Origin of the sequence: Bradyrhizobium centrosematis (assembly GCF_045571495.1) — a bacterium.
GTDB classification, from domain to species: Bacteria; Pseudomonadota; Alphaproteobacteria; order Rhizobiales; family Xanthobacteraceae; genus Bradyrhizobium; species Bradyrhizobium centrosematis.
In genome coordinates, this window is record NZ_CP120703.1 from 2,610,942 (window position 1) to 2,632,811 (window position 21,870).

At 61.3% G+C, this 21,870-nt stretch carries 17 protein-coding genes and 1 pseudogene; 11 read left to right on the plus strand and 7 right to left on the minus strand.

Annotated features, from left to right (window positions below; genetic code table 11):
* Positions 1-162 precede the first annotated feature (162 nt).
* Entirely contained in the window at positions 163-3,840 is a 3,678-nt protein-coding gene (locus tag P6U31_RS12545) for a M10 family metallopeptidase C-terminal domain-containing protein (RefSeq protein WP_407188696.1), read from the plus strand.
* Positions 3,841-3,897: 57 nt separating this feature from the next.
* On the opposite strand, the pseudogene P6U31_RS12550 reads toward P6U31_RS12545, so the two are convergent.
* The 3 genes and pseudogenes from P6U31_RS12550 to P6U31_RS12560 all read right to left on the minus strand — a co-directional run.
* Positions 3,898-4,143, minus strand: a pseudogene (locus P6U31_RS12550) (SDR family NAD-dependent epimerase/dehydratase); the annotation flags it as partial.
* Positions 4,144-4,368: 225 nt separating this feature from the next.
* Positions 4,369-5,118, minus strand: a complete 750-nt coding sequence (locus P6U31_RS12555; protein ID WP_407188698.1) for a glycosyltransferase family 2 protein — start codon at positions 5,116-5,118, stop codon at positions 4,369-4,371.
* A gap of 12 nt (positions 5,119-5,130) precedes the next feature.
* Entirely contained in the window at positions 5,131-6,531 is a 1,401-nt protein-coding gene (locus tag P6U31_RS12560; protein ID WP_407188699.1) for a capsule biosynthesis protein, read from the minus strand.
* A gap of 208 nt (positions 6,532-6,739) precedes the next feature.
* On the opposite strand from P6U31_RS12560, the gene pseG reads away from it, so the two are divergent.
* The 10 genes from pseG to P6U31_RS12610 all read left to right on the plus strand — a co-directional run bounded on the left by pseG (position 6,740) and on the right by P6U31_RS12610 (position 18,079).
* The gene (gene pseG, locus P6U31_RS12565) at positions 6,740-7,783 is read left to right on the plus strand and encodes a UDP-2,4-diacetamido-2,4,6-trideoxy-beta-L-altropyranose hydrolase (protein WP_407189837.1); all 1,044 of its coding nucleotides are present in this window, start codon (positions 6,740-6,742) and stop codon (positions 7,781-7,783) included.
* A gap of 138 nt (positions 7,784-7,921) precedes the next feature.
* The gene (locus P6U31_RS12570; protein ID WP_407188700.1) at positions 7,922-8,572 is read left to right on the plus strand and encodes a formyltransferase family protein; all 651 of its coding nucleotides are present in this window, start codon (positions 7,922-7,924) and stop codon (positions 8,570-8,572) included.
* Positions 8,565-9,674 (plus strand): pseudaminic acid synthase, encoded by a 1,110-nt coding sequence (gene pseI, locus P6U31_RS12575; RefSeq protein WP_407188701.1) that lies wholly within the window; start codon positions 8,565-8,567, stop codon positions 9,672-9,674. Before P6U31_RS12570 ends, pseI begins: the two co-directional genes overlap by 8 nt.
* The gene (locus tag P6U31_RS12580) at positions 9,667-11,061 is read left to right on the plus strand and encodes a surface carbohydrate biosynthesis protein (RefSeq protein WP_407188703.1); all 1,395 of its coding nucleotides are present in this window, start codon (positions 9,667-9,669) and stop codon (positions 11,059-11,061) included. The genes pseI and P6U31_RS12580 overlap by 8 nt, the downstream gene beginning before the upstream one ends.
* 2 nt (positions 11,062-11,063) lie before the next feature.
* Positions 11,064-12,572 (plus strand): lipopolysaccharide biosynthesis protein, encoded by a 1,509-nt coding sequence (locus tag P6U31_RS12585; protein WP_407188704.1) that lies wholly within the window; start codon positions 11,064-11,066, stop codon positions 12,570-12,572.
* A 147-nt stretch (positions 12,573-12,719) separates the two neighbouring features.
* A complete protein-coding gene (locus tag P6U31_RS12590) occupies positions 12,720-13,604 on the plus strand; it encodes a hypothetical protein (RefSeq protein ID WP_407188705.1) in 885 nt (294 codons plus the stop codon).
* Between the two features lie 46 nt (positions 13,605-13,650).
* Positions 13,651-14,529, plus strand: a complete 879-nt coding sequence (locus tag P6U31_RS12595) for a class I SAM-dependent methyltransferase (RefSeq protein WP_407188706.1) — start codon at positions 13,651-13,653, stop codon at positions 14,527-14,529.
* A gap of 123 nt (positions 14,530-14,652) precedes the next feature.
* On the plus strand, positions 14,653-15,987 hold the full coding sequence (locus P6U31_RS12600; RefSeq protein WP_407188707.1) for a DUF6418 domain-containing protein: 1,335 nt from the start codon (positions 14,653-14,655) through the stop codon (positions 15,985-15,987).
* A 19-nt stretch (positions 15,988-16,006) separates the two neighbouring features.
* Positions 16,007-16,855, plus strand: coding sequence for a hypothetical protein (locus P6U31_RS12605; protein WP_407188709.1), 849 nt, complete (start codon positions 16,007-16,009; stop codon positions 16,853-16,855).
* A 15-nt stretch (positions 16,856-16,870) separates the two neighbouring features.
* Positions 16,871-18,079, plus strand: a complete 1,209-nt coding sequence (locus tag P6U31_RS12610) for an HAD-IIIA family hydrolase (RefSeq protein ID WP_407188711.1) — start codon at positions 16,871-16,873, stop codon at positions 18,077-18,079.
* Between the two features lie 37 nt (positions 18,080-18,116).
* On the opposite strand, the gene pseF is transcribed toward P6U31_RS12610, so the two are convergent.
* From pseF to P6U31_RS12630, 4 genes are read right to left on the minus strand one after another with little or no spacing between them, the layout of a single operon-like run.
* Positions 18,117-18,806 carry a pseudaminic acid cytidylyltransferase gene (gene pseF / locus P6U31_RS12615; protein ID WP_407188712.1) on the minus strand — a complete coding sequence of 230 codons (690 nt, stop codon included), beginning with the start codon at positions 18,804-18,806 and terminating at the stop codon, positions 18,117-18,119.
* A complete protein-coding gene (gene pseC, locus P6U31_RS12620; RefSeq protein ID WP_407188714.1) occupies positions 18,803-19,981 on the minus strand; it encodes a UDP-4-amino-4,6-dideoxy-N-acetyl-beta-L-altrosamine transaminase in 1,179 nt (392 codons plus the stop codon). Before pseC ends, pseF begins: the two co-directional genes overlap by 4 nt.
* Positions 19,978-20,979, minus strand: a complete 1,002-nt coding sequence (gene pseB, locus P6U31_RS12625; RefSeq protein WP_407188716.1) for a UDP-N-acetylglucosamine 4,6-dehydratase (inverting) — start codon at positions 20,977-20,979, stop codon at positions 19,978-19,980. The genes pseC and pseB overlap by 4 nt, the downstream gene beginning before the upstream one ends.
* Positions 20,980-21,028: 49 nt before the next feature.
* Positions 21,029-21,868, minus strand: a complete 840-nt coding sequence (locus P6U31_RS12630) for an SDR family oxidoreductase (RefSeq protein ID WP_407188718.1) — start codon at positions 21,866-21,868, stop codon at positions 21,029-21,031.
* Positions 21,869-21,870: the final 2 nt, after the last annotated feature.

Consider the following 21,870-nt stretch of genomic DNA (forward strand, 5'->3'; position numbering starts at 1 on the left):
ACCCTGCGTTCTGTTCCGTATGACTACGGAATTTGATGGCTAATACAGCCTTATGGAAGCGTTGCGAACGCCCCTGCCCCATTTAAACCAAACGTTTAACTCTCTAGCTAGAATCATGTGCCCTCGCGGCGAATCACACGACGCGTTGCTTTGGAGATTCAATTGGCTACCGCCGTTAATGTCAGTGCCACCAACAACGCCGAGATCGACGGTCTGCTGTCAGGCTACAAATGGTCTGGCACGATCACCTACAGTTTTCCCGACGCGCCGAGCGACTACGCCAATCCCTACAGCGGTGGTGACAGCGAGCCGACCACGTCGGGCTTTGCCTCGGCGCCCACCCAGATCCAGGCGGCGATCAATTACGCGATCGGTCTGATCCTCAGTTACACCAACGCCAATATCCAGTACGCGGGCACGAACGGCGCCGACCTCATGATCGCGCAGTCGCCGGCGGCCAATCCGACCTCCTATGCCTACTATCCCGGCAACTACGCGTCCGGCGGCGACATCTGGTTCGGCACTCAGTACAATTACTCGCTAGCCAAGCTCGGTAATCATTACTTCACGACCGCGCTGCACGAGCTCGGCCATGCCTTTGGCCTCAAGCACAGCCAGGAGGCCGGTGGTCCCGCCAATGTCGCGGTGCCGAGCGCGCATGACGACAGCGAATACACCGTCATGAGCTATCGCAGCTATGTCGGCGCTTCGACCACGTCCGGCTACACCAACGAGGCGTATGGCTATCCTCAGACGTACATGGCCAACGATATCCTCGCGCTCCAGACGATGTACGGCGCGGACTACACCACCCAAAGCGGCAACACCGTCTACACCTGGAATCCGACCACCGGCCAGGAGTTCATCAACGGTGTTGGGCAGCTTGCGCCGGGCGGTGGCGTCGGCGGCTCAGCCAACCGCATCTACGAGACGGTCTGGGATGGCGGCGGCGTCGATACCTACGATTTGTCGAACTACACAACCAACCTCAGCATCAACCTCAATCCCGGCGCCTCCTCGGTGTTGTCCTCGGTGCAGCTGGCGTATCTCGGTGACGGCCATTACGCGTCGGGCAACGTCTACAACGCCTATCTCTATAGCGGCGACGTGCGCTCCTACATCGACAACGCCATCGGCGGATCCGGCAACGACACCATCGTCGGCAACGCCATCGCCAATACGCTGAACGGCGGCGGCGGCAACGACACGATCACGGGCGGGGCGGGCAACGACACCATCATCGGCGGCGCCGGCACCGACACCGCCGTGTTTTCGGGCAGCAAGGCGAGCTACACCATCTCGTACAACGCGAGTACGCAGACCTTCACCATAGCCGATCAGCGCTCCGGCTCGCCTGACGGTACCGACACCGTGACTGGCGTCGAATATCTTCAGTTCGCGGATGGCACGATCGCAAGCGTCAGCGTGATCAACGTTGCGATCGAGGCGGTCGGGTCGACTAGTTTGGTGCAGACCGGAGACAACTTCTATCTTAAGGCGATCAGCACGGGCAGCGGGCCTGTCCTGAAGATCTCCGGCTCGCCGGTCAGCGCGACCGTGTATGGGACCTGGGCGCCCATCGCGGCCGAGCAGACCGGCAGCGGATACGACGTGGCTTGGAGGGACACGGCGACAGGTCACTACACCGTCTGGAGCACGGACAGCAGCGGCAACTACACGGGCAACATCGTTCCCGAGGTGACGGGGACGAACACATCACTTCAATCGCTCGAGACCACCTTCCAGCAAGACCTCAATGGCGATGGCACCATCGGTATTCCCAGCGCCACGATTGAGGCGCAGGGCTCCACCAAGCTGGTGCAGACGGGAGACAATTTCTACCTCGAGGCCATCAGTACGAGCAGCGGGCCTGTCCTGAAGATCTCCGGCTCGCCGGTCAGCGCCACCGTGTATGGGACCTGGGCGCCCATCGCGGCCGAGCAGACCGGCAGCGGATACGATGTGGCCTGGAGGGACTCGGCGACAGGTCACTACACCGTCTGGAGCACGGACACCAACGGCAACTACACGGGCAACATCGTTCCCGAGGTGACGGGGACGAACACATCACTTCGATCGCTCGAGACCACCTTCCAGCAAGACCTCAATGGCGATGGCACCATCGGTATTCCCAGCGCCACGATTGAGGCGCAGGGCTCCACCAAGCTGGTGCAGACGGGAGACAATTTCTACCTCGAGGCCATCAGCACGGGCAGCGGGCCTGTCCTGAAGATCTCCGGCTCGCCGGTCAGCGCCACTGTGTATGGGACCTGGGCGCCCATCGCGGCCGAGCAGACCGGCAGCGGATACGACGTGGCTTGGAAGGACTCGGCGACAGGTCACTACACCGTCTGGAGCACGGACAGCAACGGCAACTACACGGGCAACATCGTTCCCGAGGTGACGGGGACGAACACATCACTTCGATCGCTCGAGACCACCTTCCAGCAAGACCTTAATGGCGATGGCACCATCGGTATTCCCAGCGCCACGATTGAGGCGCAGGGCTCCACCAAACTGGTGCAGACGGGAGACAATTTCTACCTTGAGGCCATCAGCACGGGCAGCGGGCCTGTCCTGAAGATCTCCGGCTCGCCGGTCAGCGCCACCGTGTATGGGACCTGGGCGCCCATCGCGGCCGAGCAGACCGGCAGCGGATACGACGTGGCCTGGAGGGACGCGGCGACAGGTCACTACACCGTCTGGAGCACGGACAGCAACGGCAACTACACGGGCAACATCGTTCCCGAGGTGACGGGGACGAACACATCACTTCGATCGCTCGAGACCACCTTCCAGCAAGACCTCAATGGCGATGGGACCATCGGTATTCTCAGCGCCACGATTGAGGCGCAGGGCTCCACCAAGCTGGTGCAGACGGGAGACAATTTCTACCTTGAGGCCATCAGTACGAGCAGCGGGCCTGTCCTGAAGATCTCCGGCTCGCCGGTCAGCGCCGCTGTGTATGGGACCTGGGCGCCCATCGCGGCCGAGCAGACCGGCAGCGGATACGACGTGGCTTGGAAGGACTCGGCGACAGGTCACTACACCGTCTGGAGCACGGACAGCAACGGCAACTACACGGGCAACATCGTTCCCGAGGTGACGGGGACGAACACATCACTTCAATCGCTCGAGACCACCTTCCAGCAAGACCTCAATGGCGATGGCACCATCGGTATTCCCAGCGCCACGATTGAGGCGCAGGGCTCCACCAAACTGGTGCAGACGGGAGACAATTTCTACCTCGAGGCCATCAGTACGAGCAGCGGGCCTGTCCTGAAGATCTCCGGCTCGCCGGTCAGCGCCACCGTGTATGGGACCTGGGCGCCCATCGCGGCCGAGCAGACCGGCAGCGGATACGATGTGGCCTGGAGGGACTCGGCGACAGGTCACTACACCGTCTGGAGCACGGACACCAACGGCAACTACACGGGCAACATCGTTCCCGAGGTGACGGGGACGAACACATCACTTCGATCGCTCGAGACCACCTTCCAGCAAGACCTCAATGGCGATGGGACCATTGGAGTTCCTTCGGCTGCTGCTGGGGCCAACACATCATCTGCAACGGAGTTTCTCAAACAGCACAACGAAAGTTTCGTTTTCCAACCTGAGATCGAGCTCACCGGTAAGATGGATACTAGCTCCATCCACAGCGGATTGCCGGATCTTTCCAGCCGCCCACTCGGCACCGGATTTCTCTTGGAGACGCAAGCGCCCTCGTTTGATCATGGATTTTGGGAAGACCAGCGGAGTGATCAGGCCTTCTCTCCTACTGACCATTCAAGCCTACCCCACATCACTGAGCTTCTGGCGCGAACCTTCCTGTTTCACTAAAGCGATGAGATTTAGATGAATCGTCATCGCGTTTTAGGTTGTGGTTTGCGCATTGACGAGGCCCAGCATGTTGATGGCGCCGTGTACCGAGGTCTTGGTGGTCTGCACGGGATCGCGCTGCTAATGGATCGGCGAGGCCGGGCAGGCCAGGTTGAAGATGGCATCGACCTCGATATAGAGCGGAAAGGTGACATCCTGTCTGACCGCCTCGAACAGCGGATTTGCAAACAGATGGGCAATGTTGCGCCGGCTGCCGGTGAAATAATTGTCCGCGGACACCACTTCAGCCCCGGTCGCGAGCAGTCATTCGCAGAGGTGCGATCCGATGAACCCGGCGCCGCCCGTCACGAGGATGCGGCTGTTCTTGTAGGTTTCAAACGGCATCATCGGTTCCAAAATACCCGGCCGAGCGGCGGCTTCGAGGAGTGGTATCGGCAACCGCCGGCTGCTCCAACAGCTGAAATGGCCCACCTAGGTGATGGTATCGCGACACCATAATCGTCGTTGCGACAGGTTATCGTGCCGCGTCTAAAACTGGCGCCGCTTCAGCCAGGCACGCGCGCCCCAATGGCCGAAGCACCAGGCCGACTTGAGCAACGGCAGGTGCTCGATATTGCGATAGATGTTCCAGACCCATTTGGCAGAGCGCGCCGGGCGGCTGGAGACGGACGAGCCTCTGACACGATAACGCGCCAAGTCCTCGTTGAGGCCATGGGCAATGTGACCGCGGCGGAGGATCGACAGCCACAGGCAGAAATCGTCATAGCCCTCGTTGGTCATGGCGATGGGACCTGAAATCTCGCGGTCGACCAGCGCCGTCAGTGTCGCGATTGAGGTGTTCTTCAGGAGCTGGTCATAGCTCAGCTCTGCCGGCACCTCGATCAGCCGGCCTGCCATGGTATTGGCTTCGTCGATGCGGCGAAACGCGGTGTAGCTGAGCGCCGCGCGCTTGTCGCGGGCAAAGGCGAGCTGGTGTTCGAGCTTCGTGGGCAGCCATAGGTCGTCGCTGTCGAGGAAAGCGAGATAGCGACCTTCGGCCTTGTCGATCGCCGCCTGGCGCGCCAGCGCCGGACCGCCGTTCTTCGGCATCCGGATCAGCTTGACCCGTGGATCGCGCGCGCCGATCTCGGCCACGATCGCGGGCGTGCGATCGGTCGAGCAATCATCGGCGATCAGCAGCTCCCAGTCACCGAAGGTCTGGGCCTGTACCGAAGCGACGGTTTCCTCGATGAAGCGTTCGACGTTCCAGGATGGCGTGATGATCGAGACAAGGGGCATCTCGCAATCCATTCAACCGGCAACGGCGGTCTCGACGACCGCGGCGCGCAACGAAGCCGCGAAGGTGTCGAGCTGTTCGCCGTCGCTGATATAGAGTTCGCCCGGGAACGACCGCCGCCAGGCGGCCTCGAAATAGGGAGCGCCCCTGGCCGGATCGAATGGGCCGTCCCGCAGCGCCTCGCGCAGGCGTGTCGGCACGTCGCGCAGGCGGTCGGCGGCATAGATCAGCGGACATGAGCTGTAGAAGGCATCACCCATCACCACGACCGGCTTGCCGAGCAGGAGCGCCTCAGCGCCGGATTTGCTGTTGACGGATATGACGGCGTCGGAGCGGTTCAGTACGGTGTAATTGTTGGTCTGTGGCGGCAGCAGCACGAAATTGTCGAAGCGGCGCGCCAGCTCGAACAGGCGATCGGCCGAGATTGCGCCGATTTGGGCAGGGTGCTCCTTCGCCACCAGCACGTGCGAATCCGGGATCGTGCGCAGCAGGAAATCGACGGTCGCAACCTGATCGAGATAATCCGGCGAGCGCAGGGTCAGAGCCATGTCAGCCGGCACATGAAAGGGGTAATAGACGAACCGCTTGTCCGGGATTGGACGATAGAGCTTCTTCAGCCGTGTCGCGTTGAGTGCCATCGCGGCGTGCACGCGGGCATGGCGCAGATTGTGCCCGAATTCCTGGTGCTTGCCGAGCGCGAGCTGGTCCCAGAGTTTCTCGGCGAGGCGGCGCGAGTTGCGCAGGTTGACCACCTTCTTGAAGGCCGCCGAATAATGATGCTGGTCTTTCTTGGGGATGACGATGGCCTGCTGCTTCAGGGTGTCGTCGAGATAGCTGCGCACTTCGGGCGACACCTCATCCGCAGGTCTCGCCATCACCTGCGGCGCGGCAAGACTATCCGGCGTGAAGTACATCCGGCCGCGGAAGAATGACGGCTCGATGAACCAATTGCGGATACCGCGACGTTTCGCAGCGTAGAAGCTCGAGATCACCGAGAGAAAGCCGCCGAGCTCCTGCACCAGCACGGCATGCTTGCCTTGCCCCGCGAGACGGTCGAGCAACGCCTCCATGGCGTTGGCGTAGATCATGAAGCGCCGGCGCAGCGCCGCGCTGTCGCGGATTCCGAAAGCGAAGCGCTCATGGCTGAACAGGAAATTGGAGCCGTCGAGGCCATAGGCTTCGATCCGTGCATCAAAAGCCTTCCGTTCATCGGGCGAGGGGCCGGCCTTGAGGCCCTCGCGGTACATGTTCGTGACCGGCACGCCCGCGGTCACCGCCATCTCGGCGCTGCGATCGTCAAAGGCGAGCAGTTCGACATCGCATCCTGACGTGCGCAGACGCTGCGCCACCGGAATCCAGAACCGGGTCTGGTATTCGGCAAGCGTCGTGATCAGGATCGTGTTGGAGGAGCTCATGTTTGGTTTGCGGTGTGATTGGTTGCAGTTTCCGCATATAGAAGCCTGCGCGACAGCTCAAGGGCGGATTGGGGTGAGTTCCGATCCCCGATTGTGGCAGCCGACGGTCGCATCGGCTATGATCGTGGGCAGGACAAGGTCGTTGGTTGGGTTCACGAACAGCATGCAGCGAGTTGTCTTTCGCGTTGACGCATCGGTCCAGATGGGTATGGGGCACCTCACCCGATGCCTTACGTTGGCGAATGCGCTCGCCGAAAGGGGAGCGAAGTCGTGCTTTCTCCTGCGCAGCCACGCCGCGGGATTGAGAGCATTCGTTGAAGGACGCGGACACGATGTGCGCCTATTGCCGGATCCGCCGGAGGGGTGTCCCGAAACGGACGACGCCGGCCCGTATGCGGATTGGCTGCCGACAACATGGCGACAGGACGCAGAGCAGACCTCGCAAGCCATGGACCGGATCGGCGCGGCCGATTGGCTCATTGTCGATCACTACGCCCTCGATTTTCGCTGGGAAAGCGCATGTCGCCGCGATGCCCTGAGGATTCTCGCAATCGACGATCTGGCCAATCGCCAACATGACTGCGAGGTCCTGCTCGATCAGAATCTCGTTCGAGAGATGCACGCGCGCTATCGCGACCAAGTGCCTGAGACCTGTGTGAAACTGCTCGGACCGCGTTACGCCCTGCTTCGCCCCGATTTCGCGCAACAGCGTCGCATGTTGACAAGCCGCAGCGGAGAGATTGGCCGCATTCTGGTCTGCTATGGCGGCTCCGATCCCACCAATGAGACCGCAAAAGCGGTGCGAGCGATTGCGAGCCTCCAGATACCGTCGGTAGAGGTCGATGTAGTCGTGGGGCTGAGCAATCCCCATACGGACTCGATCATGCGGTTATGCAGCGGGTTGTCGGGCGCGCGGGTCTATCGGGGGGCTAACAATATCGCGGAGCTGATGCGGCGGGCCGATCTTTCGATTGGGGCCGGCGGCGTAATGAGCTGGGAGCGCTGTTGCCTAGGCCTGCCGGCCGTGGTGGTCGATATTGCCGACAACCAGATCGGCGCGCTAACGGCCCTGGCCGATGCGGGAGCTGCGCTTTATCTTGGTTCCGCGACTACCGTCACGGTTGAAATGCTTGCCGAAGGCACTCATTCGCTGTTCGACAGTGCACCTCGGGTCAGGACCATGGGCGAGGCCGCCCTTGGGCTGGTGGACGGAGAGGGAAGGAACCGGGTCATGGCCCGGATGTGCGATTAAGGCTTTGATTTTGGGCCAAAATCCTGCCACGCGCCGAAAAATTCCGAAGGGGTGCAGCCAGCTGGTGGCCAAGCCGGACTTTCGTGCTAAACGCAGGGCGAAACTTGGGAATCCCGCTGTTCGGTCCGTCGGTTGAAGATGAAGATTTCGATCCTCTGCTCCAGCGCGTCGCATCCGATCTACCCGCATCTGCAGCATTGGGCTCAGCTTACAGGTGCAACGCACGAAGTCGAGCTCGTGCAAAGAAAGGCTGAACTCTCGGGCGGAGACATTCTGTTCCTGATCTCGTGCCACGAGATCATTTCGGCGGGCGATCGCGCACGCTACGATAAGTGCCTCGTAATTCACGCGAGCGACCTTCCGCAGGGGCGCGGATGGTCGCCCCACATCTGGCAGATCCTCGAGGGGAAGAATGACATCGTTGTTTCATTGCTGGAGGCGGAGGACCAGGTGGACACGGGCGCCATCTGGGCGCAGCGTCACCTGATCCTCGAAGGCCATGAATTGTTCGACGAGATCAATGCGAAGCTGTTTGCGATCGAGCTCGATCTCATGAACGAGGCTTTAGTCAGCATCGGACGAAGGGCGCCGGTTGCTCAGGATGACCGCGCGCCGACGTACTATCCACGGCGTTCGCCGGAGGATTCGAGGCTGGATCCGGCGCAACCACTGGCTCAGCAATTCGAGCTTCTGCGAGTAGCGGATCCTGAGCGTTTTCCCGTGTTCTTCGATTTCCGCGGTCACCGTTACCTGGTGCGCCTTGAAAAGGTTGGAGCAATCGATGACTGACACGATATCCCTCTCCGGGCGCGCAATCGGCCAGTCCCACGAGCCGTTCATCATCGCGGAGATGTCGGGCAACCACAATCAGTCGCTCGAGCGGGCGTTGGCGATCGTCGAGGCGGCCGCCAAGGCGGGGGTTCACGCCCTCAAGCTGCAGACCTACACGGCCGACACGATGACGCTGGCACTCGCGCGCGACGAATTTTTCATCGATGATCCCGACAGCCTCTGGAAAGGTCGTTCCCTGCACGAACTCTACCAGCAGGCTTATACGCCTTGGGAATGGCATGGACCGATCTTCGACCGCGCGCGCTCGCTCGGCATGATTCCGTTCTCAACGCCGTTCGATGCGAGCGCTGTCGATTTTCTCGAAGGTCTCGGTGTCGCTTGCTACAAAATTGCCTCGTTCGAGAACACCGATCTGCCGCTCGTTCGCAAGGTTGCGGCCACTGGCAAGCCCATGATCATCTCGACGGGCATGGCCACGGTGGCCGATATCGATGAGACGGTAAGGGCGGCCAGGGCGGCGGGCTGCAAGCAGCTCGTCCTGCTGAAGTGCACTAGCACCTATCCGGCGACGCCCGCTGACACCAATCTGCTGACCATTCCCCATATGCGCTCGCTATTCGGCTGTCAGGTCGGGCTGTCGGACCACACGTTCGGCATCGGTGCGTCGGTCGCAAGTGTTGCGCTCGGCGCGACCGTGATCGAGAAGCATTTCACGCTTGCCCGCGCCGACGGCGGCGTCGATTCGACCTTCTCGATGGAGCCGGAGGAGATGGCCGCTCTCGTGGTCGAGACCAAGCGCGCCTGGCTCGCTCTCGGCCAAGTCTATTATGGTTTGACCGAAAAGGAGAGCAAGTCGCTGGTGTTCCGCCGGTCGCTGTACGTGACGGAGGATCTCGCCCCCGGCGACGTGCTCAGCGAGCAAAACCTCCGCATTATCCGGCCCGGTCTTGGCTTGCCACCGAAGTATTTCGAGACGCTGCTTGGCAAGCGTGTAGGACGAGCGGTTAGGCGGGGAACCCCGATGAGTTGGGATCTGCTCTCGTCTGCAGACGACGCGGTCCCGACGCCGCAAGGCGCGGCGAGGAGCGCCCGTGGCTGATCAGCCGCATGTCTGTCTGGTCGTCGATAACCCGCTTCGCGATCTCGAGGGACTGGTGCTGCTCGCGCGGCAGCTGTCGACACGCGGCGTGCAGGCTACGCTGGTGCCCATGTACGAGCAGGGGTTCGACGTCCCGGCCTTGCGGCCTGATCTCGTGCTGGTGAACTACACGCGTCCCAACAATGCCGACCTGATCAAGTCCTACAAGAGCGCCGGAATTCTCGTCGGCGTTCTCGATACGGAAGGAATTGGCGGCAAGAACGCGGACCAGTTTGCCAGCATGGTGAAGAGTGCGGGCTGCCCCGACCTTGTCGATCTCTACTGCGTCTGGGGGCAGGCACAGTACGCAGCGTTCCTCCGGCAGGACACGGTCGCGGCCGATCGCCTGCACGCTACCGGTTGTCCGCGCTATGATTTCTGCGCGCCTCCCTGGCGCGCGGCGTTGCCGAAGCCGTCCGTTGGCTCGGACTACGTTCTCATCAACACGAACTTCCCGACCGTGAATCCGCGCTTCTCCGGCAGCAGCTCGCACGAGGAAGACTCGATGGTCAAGGCGGGCTTCGAACGCGAATTCGCCCGGCAGTTCATCGCCGATGGCGCCCATGCCTATCGCAGCGCTCTGGATATGGCGATCAAGCTCGCGCAGCATTTTTCCGACGTGCAGTTCGTGCTGCGGCCGCACCCATTCGAGAACATCAGCTCGTATGATGCGTTTGCGGCTCTGCCGAACGCCAAGGTCATTCAGAGCGGAACGTCGCTCGAATGGATCAGCGGTGCGCGCCTGCTGGTTCATCAGAATTGTTCCACCGCAATCGAGGCCACCATGCTGAACGTCGAGCCGTTGAGCATGGAGTGGTTCAACACTCCGGCTCTGCGCCTCGATGCGGCGACGCGGGTCAGTCGAGGTGCGGCCCGGGAAGCCGAAATGATCGAGCTGGTCCGGCAGGGGCTCGAGGATCGCATGCCGCCACTGCCCGCCGAGACCACGACGTTTCGCCGCGAAATTCTCAGCGAGCTCTATACCGCCGTGGATGGCGCGAGTTCTGCTCGCGTGTCCGAGGTGGTGCTCGCGACAATCTCCGCCCGGCGGGGCGACGCGCCGATGCCTGCGACAGCACGGCCTTCGCTGCGCGGAATGGCCGCGGCTGCGGTTCGTCGAACTCTGGGCCACAGGACAAGTTCGTTGCTGCGTCGTGCTTACAGCTCCGCCGAAAGCGAGCGTCGGCGGGACGGCAAGGCGTTCGGCATCGAGACCGTGAATTCGATATTGAAGCGTCTCGATGGGGCTTCCGTCGACGGCAGGCGCTTTGTCGCGCGGCCGGCCGCGAACGTCCGTATGAAACGCATGCTGAGTGGAGCGAGCGTGCAACTCGCGGAATTGAGCTGACCTTGCTGCGCCGCTTTGTGCATAACACAGCGATCTCCGCCGTTGCCTACAGCTTTGCTGGCGTGCTGGGCCTGTTTGCCGTCGGCTTGATCGCGAAGTCCTACGGATTGGCCGTGCTCGGTCTGATCGTCCTGGTGCGCGGCTTTCTTCCGAGCGGTTTTCTCGTTCTGATCGATTTCGGCGTATCGGAGATCGCGACCCAAGCAATCGCTCGCGGCCGGCTCGGCGATTGGGTGGCGGCCGGCGAAAAGATATCGCTCCTGACTGTGGTCGCGGTGTTCGCCGGTGTCGCCTCGAGTATCGTGCTGTGGCTTGCCGCGCCCAGTCTTGCTCTCGTTTTCAGGGTGGCCCCCGAACAGGCCCAAGCGTTCGTGTCGATCCTCCGGATCACCGCGTTCGTCCTGCCGATCGCCTTCGTCGGGTTGGTGGTCGAGGGCGCGCTCAAGGGCTTCGAGGAATATAGCTGGCTTCGGTTGACGGAAGTCGGAAGCAGCGTTCTCTACGTTAGCTCGATCTATCTCGCCTTCTGGCAAAACGCTGCGTTCGAGTGGATCGCCTATGCATATCTGGGCGCCATGGCCGCAAAATACTTCGTGCTGGCGTTGGTGATCTACCTTGCGGCACGCGCTACTCCGCTGCGTTTCAGTGTCTGGACGCCTGCGAGCCGGCACGATGTCGCTTATCGTTGTTGGCTCATGTTCAACAACAGGATAGCGGGCGCACTACAGCAAACCCTCATTCCCCTGATGATCGGCGCATTGTATGGACCCGTCGAGGTCGGGACCTTTGACCTGCTGACGCGGCTTCCGCGGTTTCTGAAGACGACGATGGGCCCTCTTTATTCGGCGATTCTTCCGATCTCCACCCATCTAGACGAGAAAACCGACGTTCGGCGGCTGCAATTGCTGGGGCGGAATGGTCTGGTTCTACCGGCTGCGATCATTATTCCGGTCCTCGTCGTCATCGGGCTTTTCTCCGAGGACATATTGAGGGTGTGGGTCGGCCCGCAGCATGCGGATCAATGGCCCTGGCTTGCCTTGGCGCTGTTCGTTCCCGCCGTAACGGCCATGTTGGGGGCGGGCCAGACAGCGCTGATGGTGCGGTCGGATTTTCTCCGCACTAACACGCATTTTCTCTATTTGCAGGTGCTAACCCAATACGTCGCCACAGCGCTCGCCGCGGCGTGGTTGCGCGAGCGTGCATTTCTTCTCGGTTGGGCAATATCTTATATCCTCTTTGCGCCCATCATAGCCCACCGCATGCTGTCTTTCATGAGCCTGCCGAATTCGCTGTTCTGGCAGCAACTGGGCAGACACTTGCTGGTGGCGGCGATCCTCACGATAATGGCAGTCGGCTACAAAATGTACGCCACACCAGCAAGCTTGCTGGCTCTCGCCACCGTAGGGGGGATCGCGTGCATCGCCGCATGGGCGCTGAGCTTGGGTCTGATACTGTCCCGCAGCGACCGAGAAATGGTGGGCAAATTTGCCCGGGCATTGACGCCGCGCTGATGCGTCGGCAGCCCCATGGCATCGTAAAGTTCCCAACCGACACTCTGCGGTTGCTCGGGTTTGGTGGATTTGCTAAGGCCAAATCAGCTGACTGAGCCCATTGGGAACAGCGCGAAATATAGGTCCGGCAGGGGCGGGGGCGGCAAAATGGGATTGATGTCCAGGGCGCTTTGGCACGTGAACCGTTCGCCGCTCCGTTGGGCGGTCAAGACGGGCGTCAGCACATGGCACCTCAGCGAGAAGCAGGAGCGGCGTCGCCAGGCCGAGCTCCTGACCGTATCGGCGCAGGAGAAAGCCAAGGCCGAGGATTTGAACCGGGACGGTTATGCGGTCGTCACCGAGCTGATGGATGCGTCGATCCAGCAGGCGTTTGCGGATGCCGGGATGGAAAGGCTGAAGGACGTCGAGAGACTCGAGGCCAAGCAGAGTTCGAACTGGAAGAAATTCTGGGTGCGCCTGCTTGATGCCGAGATGCAAAATGGTCAGCTCAGTGCGGATAACATCTTTGTTCGCTATGCGATGCAGAAGTCGGTCGTCAACGTCATCTCGACCGCGCTCGGCGAGGTTCCTTGGCTTGACTATGTTCTGTTGTCTTACTCGCGTTACACCGGCGAGAGCCTGGCCTCTTCACAGCTTTGGCATCGCGATCATGACGACGTGCGGGTTATCAAGTTTTTCAGCTATCTGACCGACGTCGAGGATGACGCCGACGGTCCGTTCACTTTCCTCCCGAAGCAGTCGACGGACAAGTTTGGCTACCCTCTTCTGGGAAGCCACTTCCCTGACGAGCAGGTGTTCAACAAGGTACCGCGCGAGGACATCAAGGTGATGAAGGCACCGCGGCTCTCATCCTTTATGGTCGATACGACGAGATGTCTGCACATGGGGAGCCGAATGGGGCCGGGGCATGGACGGCTGCTGTACACCGCGACATTCTTCTCGTTTCCGCGGATGTTCCCCGGTACCAAGAACCGGCCATTCTTTGCGGCGCCGAATACGACGGCGTTCGAAAAGCTTCTGCTGGGCCTGTGATGGATAGGCACTCCGATCTCATGATCAATCTCTGAAAGGGCGTTCGGTGACGTTTACGCCTGATTTGAAGCCTGCTTCACGGCTGGAGCTGTCGAGAGCCTATGCCGTCGATATCGCGCGCAGCCTTCGTCGGATCGCGTTCAAGAACGTCAAGCGGACACGCGACATCGTTGATGCCGAATACAATTCGGGGGAATGGGGCCGCATTCTATCCGAGCGCGCCTGGCTTCGCGAACCCTCACTCGAGGACTTTCTGGTCGGCCATGACGAGGCGTCGCGCCTCGCCAAGGTCGATGGCCGGATCGTCCGGATTCCCACCAGAGAATACTATCGGTACCGGCTGGGCGCGCTCTCGCAATTGATCGCGCGGCACGCCGGCGAAGAGACGTCGCTCCTCGAACTTGGCGCGGGCTTTGGATACAATCTCTTCTCCCTGTCGATCGACCGACGATGGACCAGGCTGCGTGGCCTCGACATCGCTCCGAACGGGATCGAGGCCGGCCGGCAGATCGCCGGCCATTTCGCGCTGGGCGACCGGATCAGCTTCGGGCGTATCGACCTGACCGATCCCGCCGATCCCGCCTTCCAGGAACTAAAGGGCGCGACGATCCTCACTTATTTCTGCATCGAGCAGATTCCCCATGCCGTCGAGGCCGTCGTTGATCACATCCTGAAAGCGCGCCCTGCGCGCGTCATCAATATCGAGCCTGCGGTCGACATGTTGGACCTTTCCGATCCGCGGGACATCGCCAGCCGGGTCTACATTCGATCGATGGACTATCAAACCCGGCTGTGGACGCTGCTCGACGAATTGGATCGGGCGGGCCGGATTCGCGTGAGTGCGAGGGAGCGAATGAACTTTGCACCCACCCTGCACAATGACGGATTGCTCTATGCTTGGGCGCCGATGGGCGATTCGGACTGATTCGGAACTTGCCCACGGCGGTGGTTCGGCGATCCAGCTGTCGGTGGGGATGAGATGCAGGTCTCTTGGTGGAGCATGGAGAGCTTGTTTCCAGCGATGCTTTGCATCACGGCTGTCGGAGTCATGCTCGCAGCCATGGGTCGCATCGCGATAAGCCGACCCGGCCTTTTGCTGATCCTCTTCTTCTTTTTCTTTGCATTTGCCTGGCGCCTCCTCTCTGTCCTCTATATCGACGTGTTCGGGCCAGTCTACTCCGAGCAACTGGAGCGCGAGCTCGGTCCGGGATTTGCCGTGCTGCCGCTGGCGGCATCCCAGGCGCTCGTCCTGACCGCATTGCTCATCTCCTTTCGCCCGCGGCGTCTGCGTGCGCTTTCGGATGCTTCGGTTATCCGGCTATCTGCTGTGCTGAAGAGCGGCGATTGGAGTTTGACCGACGTGGCCTTTCGCGTTGTCGGCTTGTTCGTGCTCGCGCTTTGGATCGAGTTGCTGATCCGCGGTCATATCCCGCTGTTCGCGGGCCTCGAGCGCTTCGACTATACGCGGCTCTACGGCGGCCCCTTGCATCAGCGGCTGTTGGAATGGGGACCGATGCTGGCATTTCAGCTCGGCGTTCTCCTGTCGCTGCCCGCGCTCTGCGGCAAGCCTCTGGACAAGCGCTTTGCTGCATTGTTCGCGGCCTTGATATTGTATCTGTTTGCGGTCGGGCATCGCTTTTCGTCGTTTTATCTCTACCTTTCATTCCTCGTGATTCCGATGGGAGCCGCGTTGCTAGGCAAGCAGAAGAGCCAGATTTCCTTGGCGAAGCTGTTGCGCCGCGTCTGGTTGCCTGCATTTGGCTTCGTACTTCTGGTTGGAGCTGCGCTCGTCTACTCCTACGTGGTCGTTCGCGCCGGTGAAACGGTTGCCCTCCAGACCAAACTCGTCCAACGCATCCTGGTTCAGCAGGGCGAGATGTGGTGGATGACGTATGAACGCGTCTTCTTGCACAACGACTGGAATGGCGATCATGCCTTCTTCAAGCTGTTCGTGGACCCGTTCAATCCGAACCGCAACTCGACCATGCAGTTCCTGATGGAAATGGGACTGCCGCTCGAGCGTGCCCATTTCATCATTGCGCAGGGAGCGGCTTACACCGGAGGGTGGCCAGAGGTTCTTTTCGAGCTGGCAGGTCCGGTCGGGGGCTTCTGTCTCGTCGCCGTCTCGGCCATACTGTTCTCCGAATTCATGTTCCTGTTGACCCGCTGCCTCGTGGAAGAGCGCTACGTCACTTGCTTTTTCCTGACTCCGATCTTCTACGCGCTTTCGATCTTCCTCGTGTCCGGGATGGTCAATTCGTTCGTGCAGCTCACATTTATGATAAAGATTGCCGCCGCTGTTTTCGCGTATGTTCTGGAGGATAGGTGGCGCTGGAGTATGATCACGGCTACGGCTTCGGTTGCCGGCAAGCCCGTCGTGTGAGGCCGGAAGGAACAGCCGTATGAGTAATGTGCAGCCGCAGATATCTATTCTGGAGTATTTCGGCGGACTGTCGACGTTTCTCGACCGCTCGGTCCGGAAGCGGTTGGGCACGATTGCGATAGGAACGCTGGCGGTGATGGTCGCCGTATTCCTCGTCAGCCAAATGGCGCCCGCGACCTATACCGCGACGGCGGGTGTTCGCCTCGCCCGGGTCGACGGCGCGGATCTGATGACGCCGCAGGCGACGGCCAGCCAGATGAATCAGCGGATGTTCCTGGTTCGTGCCCTGAGCGCCTCGGATGCGGCGGCCGGTCCCGATGAACGGGGTCGGAACCTCATCCTGGATAGTTTCAACGCACGTCCGAATGTGGCCGATGCATTGACGCTCGTCGTGACGGCGGCGAGCGAGAAGCAGGCTCGCGACGCGTTGGAGGCCGCCGTCAATGAGTTGAACAAGGAGCAGGAGAAGCTGCGCGCTCCCCTGGTCTCGGAGCTCAGCGCTCAACTCGCTCTGGAAGATGAAAACATTGTTAGCCTGACTCGAATTCGAGAATCCTTGGCGACGGGCGATTCGATTTCGCCCTCCGTACCCGGCGATGCCTCGGCGCTAGTCCTGCGCCGCGTGTGGCTACTGGATCTGACGACGAAGAACGAAGAGAGACTGGCTGCCGCCAACGCGGAGCGGCGCAGACTGATGAGCAGGATGGGGCCGGCGAAGACCTATCCGGCATCCCTGAGCGAGGACGTGACATTTGTGCAGTCATCGCCTCGGCCTATCCGACATGCGATCTTTGCCGGAGCAATTGCATTGCTGGCTTTGCTCCTGTACGCCATGATCCGCATGCCGGGCTCCGCCCGCGCAGACTAGGGGCACAGCGCGAACATGTTGAGGCAGGCCGTCATCCTGGTCGGTGGTCTCGGGACACGGCTCGGAGAGCGGACCCGGCTCGTTCCCAAGCCACTGCTGGAAGTCGCCGGTAAACCTTTTCTCGACTATCTGCTCGACGAGCTGACGCGCTACCCGACGGTCGAGGAGATCGTGCTGCTCGCCGGCCACCGCGCCGACGTCGTCGTCGAGGCCTACCACGGCAGGAGCTGGCGCCGCGCTTCGGTGACGGTCGTTTGCGAGCCGTCGCCGTGCGGCACTGGCGGTGCGTTGAAGCATGCTGCTGGAGTGCTGCAGGATCGCTTTTTCCTTCTGAACGGCGACTCCTGGTTTGATTTCAACTTGCTGGATCTCACCCTGCGCGCGCGGAATTCGTCCGCCATCGTCCATATGGCACTCAAGCGTGACCAGGAGGGAGATCGCTACGGTCGTGTTGTGCTCGAAGGCAGTCGCGTCAGGCGTTTTCTCGGAGCCGGGGCCCAGCCGAACGGGCCGATCAATACGGGCGTCTATTGCATCGACCGGGCAATTCTACGGTATATTGACGAACTGCCGTGCTCGTTGGAGCAACAGGTGTTTCCGAGGCTGGTCGCCGAGGGACAACTCGAGGCGAGTCTCTACGACGGCTTCTTCATCGATATCGGCATCCCCTCTGATTTCGAGCGGGTCCAGCACGAACTCCCGGAGCGGCTACGCCGCCCTGCGGTGTTCTTCGATCGGGACGGGGTGCTCAACGTCGACAAGGCCTATGTGCACCGGATCGAAGATTTCGAATGGATCGAGGGCGCACGCGAAGCGATCAAGCTCTGCAACGATCTCGGCTATTACGCGTTCGTCGCCACCAATCAGTCGGGAGTTGCTCGCGGCTATTACGGCGTCGAGGACGTTCACCGCCTGCATGACTGGATGAGCGGAGAACTGGCGGCGGTGGGCGCGCACATCGACGACTATCAATATTGCCCGTATCATGAGGAGGGTACGATTGAGGCGTTTCGGCGCGCCAGCGACCGGCGCAAGCCTGCTCCGGGCATGATCATCGATTGCATGAGCGGTTGGCCCGTCCGGACGGAAGGAAGCCTGCTCGTCGGCGACAATGATCGCGATGTCGAAGCGGCACGCGCTGCCGGGCTGCCCGGGTACTTGTACAGGGAGGGCGACCTGGCGGCGTTCCTTCGCCCGCTGCTCAAGGCCACTGCGGCGCCTTAGTATAGCTGCGGTTCAGGGCTGGCATATAGCGGGCGGTCTAGCCGTGACTGATGGCGCGAAACATGTATTCCGCCTGCTCCCAGTCCTCGAGCGTGTCGATGTCCTGCACATATTTCCGCGGAAGAACGATGCCGATCGATCGCTCGGAGAACAGAGGCACATCATCGCGAAAGGCGTCCCCCGTTCCCCAGTAGAACTGGCCCGCATCATGATACGCCGGCTCGAGGTCCTGAGACCGCGTCAGACGGTGTTCAGGATAGAAAGCGTCGACCCGTCCTGACGTCGTGATGCGCACGGCCCGCTGGATCGGAAATGCGTAGCTGGTGACCGAAAAGGCGAAGGCGGCGTCCGAGCGGGCGAGGGCGTCGTGTCCCTCGCGCAGATAACGTGGCTGAATCAGCGGAGCGGTGGCGTAGATGCAGCAGGCATGGCTGATCTCTTTGCCTCGTTCGCGGAACCACGTGACCGCGTGTTTGACGACTGCATTGGTGCCGGTGAAATCGTCGGCAATCTCCTTCGGCCGAACGAACGGCGTCGCCGCGCCCAGTTGGCGCGATACAGCTGCGATCTCCTCGTCGTCGGTGGACACGATGATCTCGTCGAACAGGCCGCTCTGGCGCGCCGCATCGATCGAGTATGAGATGATGGGTCTACCACAGAACGGACGGATGTTCTTGCGGGGAATCCGCTTGCTTCCGCCGCGCGCCGGAATGACCGCGATCTTCACGAGAGGATCTTCGTGAGCGCGCTGACGACGGTGTCCTGTTCTGCATCCGTCATCTTCGAAAACAGCGGCAACGTGATGGCGTCCTGGTAGTAGCTTTCGGCTTCAGGAAACATACCTGCGCGGAAGCCGAGACGTTGATAATAGGGCTGGGTGTGCACCGGGATATAGTGCACGTTGACGCCGATGCCTGCCGAACGCAATGCATCGAAGACCTCACGCCGCGAGAGCTTGATCTCGTTTCGCCGCAGCCGGATCACGTAGAGGTGCCAGGCAGAATTCGTGTCGGGGTGTTGCCAAGGACTGGTTACCGGCAGCCCGGCGAGCAGGGTATAGTAGCGTGCCGCAAGCTCGCGCCGCCTCGCCACAAAGGCATCGAGCCGGCCAAGCTGGCTGGCGCCGAGCGCAGCCTGAATGTCGGTCATGCGATAGTTCAGGCCGAGTTCGATCTGCTCGTACGTCCAGGGACCATGCCGGTCTTCGTTGGAGCGATCCGCTTCAGGCGGATCGGTCTGCACCGGACGTACAATGCCGTGGGTGCGCAGATAAGCAAGTCGCTCCCCGAGCCTTGGGTTATTGGTGAGCGCCATGCCGCCTTCGCCGGTCGTGATGATCTTCACCGGGTGGAAACTGAAGACCACGATGTCGCTGAGTTGCGCAGCTCCGATCTTCCGCCCCAGATATTCGCCGCCGACCGCGTGCGACGCATCCTCGATGATGCGAAAGCCATAGCGATCAGCCAGCGCCCGGATTTGTGTCATTTCGCAAGACTGGCCGGCAAAGTGGACGGGAATCACCACCTTCGGCAATTTTCCCTCGGTGCTGGCCTGCGCCAGCTTCTCCGAGAGTGCGGCCACGCTCATGTTGTAGGTGCGCGGATCGATGTCGACAAAGTCGACGCTCGCTCCGCAATAGAGCGCACAATTGGCCGAAGCTACGAACGTGTTCGGTACGGTCCAGAGGATGTCGCCCGGACCGAGATCAAGCGCAAGACAGGCGATATGAAGCGCTGCCGTTGCGTTTGACACCGCGATTGCGTTGCGGACACCGCAATATCCGGCCATCGCCTGCTCGAAGCGGGGACCGGCCTGTCCTTGGGTCAGCCAGTCCGACTGCAGCACCTGCGTGACTGCGTCGATGTCCTCAGCGGAAATATCCTGGCGCCCATAGGGGATCATTGGAGGGCAATCTTGTTGAAGTCCCGGATCTCGGCGGGGTCGAGGAAGTGGTCGTTTCGACCGGAATTGTACTCGAAGCCATCAGGAACCGGCTCACCACGCTCGCCGATCTGGTTCGTAAGATAGTCCACATCGCGACGGAAGAATTTGATCGTCGGCTTGATCACGAAATGATCGTGAAACTTCACCGTCAGATGCGAATCGTCGGTCGGGCACATGACCTCGTGGAGCTTTTCGCCCGGGCGGATGCCGATCACCCGGGTCGGCAGTGTTGGGGCCATTGCCGCAGCCAGATCCGGAATGCGGACCGAAGGGATCATCGGGACGAAGATCTCGCCGCCCGACATGCGCTCGAAGCTCTTGATCACGAAGTCGACGCCCTGCTGCAACGAGATCCAGAACCGCGTCATCCGGGGATCCGTGATCGGCAGATGATCCGCACCTGCGGCGATCAGCTTGTTGAACAGCGGCACGATCGAGCCGCGCGAACCAACGACATTGCCGTAACGCACCACGGCAAAGGCCGTGCGATGGCCGCCAGCCATGTTGTTGGCTGCAATGAACAGCTTGTCCGACGCCAGCTTGGTCGCGCCGTAGAGATTGATCGGCTGCGCAGCCTTGTCCGTCGAGAGAGCGATCACCTTCTCGACGTTCGCCGCGAGCGCCGCCTGAATCACGTTCTCCGCGCCATGAACGTTGGTCTTGATGCACTCCATGGGATTGTATTCGGCGGCCGGCACCTGCTTCAACGCAGCCGCGTGAACGACGAAGTCGATCCCTTCCATGGCCGTGCGGAGGCGCTCGCCGTCCCGAACGTCGCCGATGAAATAGCGCATCGGGGGCTGATCGAACTCCTGCTGCATCTCGTATTGCTTCAGCTCGTCGCGCGAATAGACGACGACGCGACGCGGCTTGAAGTCCCTCAGCAGGCGGCCGACGAACTTCTTCCCGAACGATCCTGTACCCCCAGTGATCAGAATGGCTTTTTGATTGAACATGTTCGCTCTTGCGCCGGATCGTTATCTGGAGAGGGGAGAATGCCGCTGGTTACCATACGCTCCTGCCCCCGTCCATCACCAGGTTCTGCCCTGTCATGTAGCTCGATGCATCCGAACAGAGGAACTGCACGGCGGCACGGTATTCGTCGACATCGGCCATGCGGCCCATCGGAATCAGGCGCGTCAGTCGTTCGACGAAAGCCGGGTCCTGGTTGTTGAAGACGCCGCCCGGCGAGATCGCATTGACGCGCACGCCGTGGTCGGCCCAGTAGGTCGCCAGATATTTCGTCAGCCCGATCAAGCCGTGCTTGATCACCGAATATGTCACGGGCTTCACCGGCTGCTCTTCTTCACGCGTCACCTGCGGCTGGCGGTACAGCCGCTGGTCCGGCGCGATCACGCCGAGATCCGAGGCGATGTTGAGGATCACGCCGCGGCCACGCGCCGCCATGGCGCCGCCGAACACCTGCGCACACAGCATCGCACCGGTCAGGCCTACGGCGATCTCAGTCTGCCATTGCGGGACCGGAAATGCTTCGAAGCGCGAAGAATGCATCACGCCGGGCGCGGAGGTCACCTTGGGGTCGATCGCCGCGTTGTTGACGAGGATGTCGACGGAGACGCCGCGCCCGGAAAGCTGCTCGCTGGCGGCCCGCACCGAGTCGAGCGTAGTGACATCGATCGCCAGCGCGATCAGGTCGGCGGACGGCGCCTGCTGCCTGAGCGCGGCAACGGCCGCTTCGGCCTGCGCAAGCCCGACGTCGGTGACGACGACACGCGCGCCGGCCTCGGCAAGCGCGGCGACATGCTGGCGCCCGAGCAAGCCGCCTGCGCCGGTTACGAGAGCGGTGCGGCCGGTCAGGTCATAGCGTGAAGACGGGCTTGCCATCC

Excerpts from the sequence above, each read along its gene's own strand:
- P6U31_RS12600 (WP_407188707.1), top strand. The coding sequence starts at position 14,653 with ATGCTCGCAGCCATGGGTCGCATCGCGATAAGCCGACCCGGCCTTTTG.
- P6U31_RS12590 (WP_407188705.1), top strand. The coding sequence starts at position 12,720 with ATGGGATTGATGTCCAGGGCGCTTTGGCACGTGAACCGTTCGCCGCTC.
- P6U31_RS12630 (WP_407188718.1), bottom strand. The coding sequence starts at position 21,868 with ATGGCAAGCCCGTCTTCACGCTATGACCTGACCGGCCGCACCGCTCTC.
- P6U31_RS12570 (WP_407188700.1), top strand. The coding sequence starts at position 7,922 with ATGAAGATTTCGATCCTCTGCTCCAGCGCGTCGCATCCGATCTACCCG.
- pseC (WP_407188714.1), bottom strand. The coding sequence starts at position 19,981 with ATGATCCCCTATGGGCGCCAGGATATTTCCGCTGAGGACATCGACGCA.
- P6U31_RS12605 (WP_407188709.1), top strand. The coding sequence starts at position 16,007 with ATGAGTAATGTGCAGCCGCAGATATCTATTCTGGAGTATTTCGGCGGA.
- pseG (WP_407189837.1), top strand. The coding sequence starts at position 6,740 with ATGGGGCACCTCACCCGATGCCTTACGTTGGCGAATGCGCTCGCCGAA.
- pseI (WP_407188701.1), top strand. The coding sequence starts at position 8,565 with ATGACTGACACGATATCCCTCTCCGGGCGCGCAATCGGCCAGTCCCAC.
- pseB (WP_407188716.1), bottom strand. The coding sequence starts at position 20,979 with ATGTTCAATCAAAAAGCCATTCTGATCACTGGGGGTACAGGATCGTTC.
- P6U31_RS12560 (WP_407188699.1), bottom strand. The coding sequence starts at position 6,531 with ATGAGCTCCTCCAACACGATCCTGATCACGACGCTTGCCGAATACCAG.
- P6U31_RS12555 (WP_407188698.1), bottom strand. The coding sequence starts at position 5,118 with ATGCCCCTTGTCTCGATCATCACGCCATCCTGGAACGTCGAACGCTTC.
- P6U31_RS12610 (WP_407188711.1), top strand. The coding sequence starts at position 16,871 with ATGTTGAGGCAGGCCGTCATCCTGGTCGGTGGTCTCGGGACACGGCTC.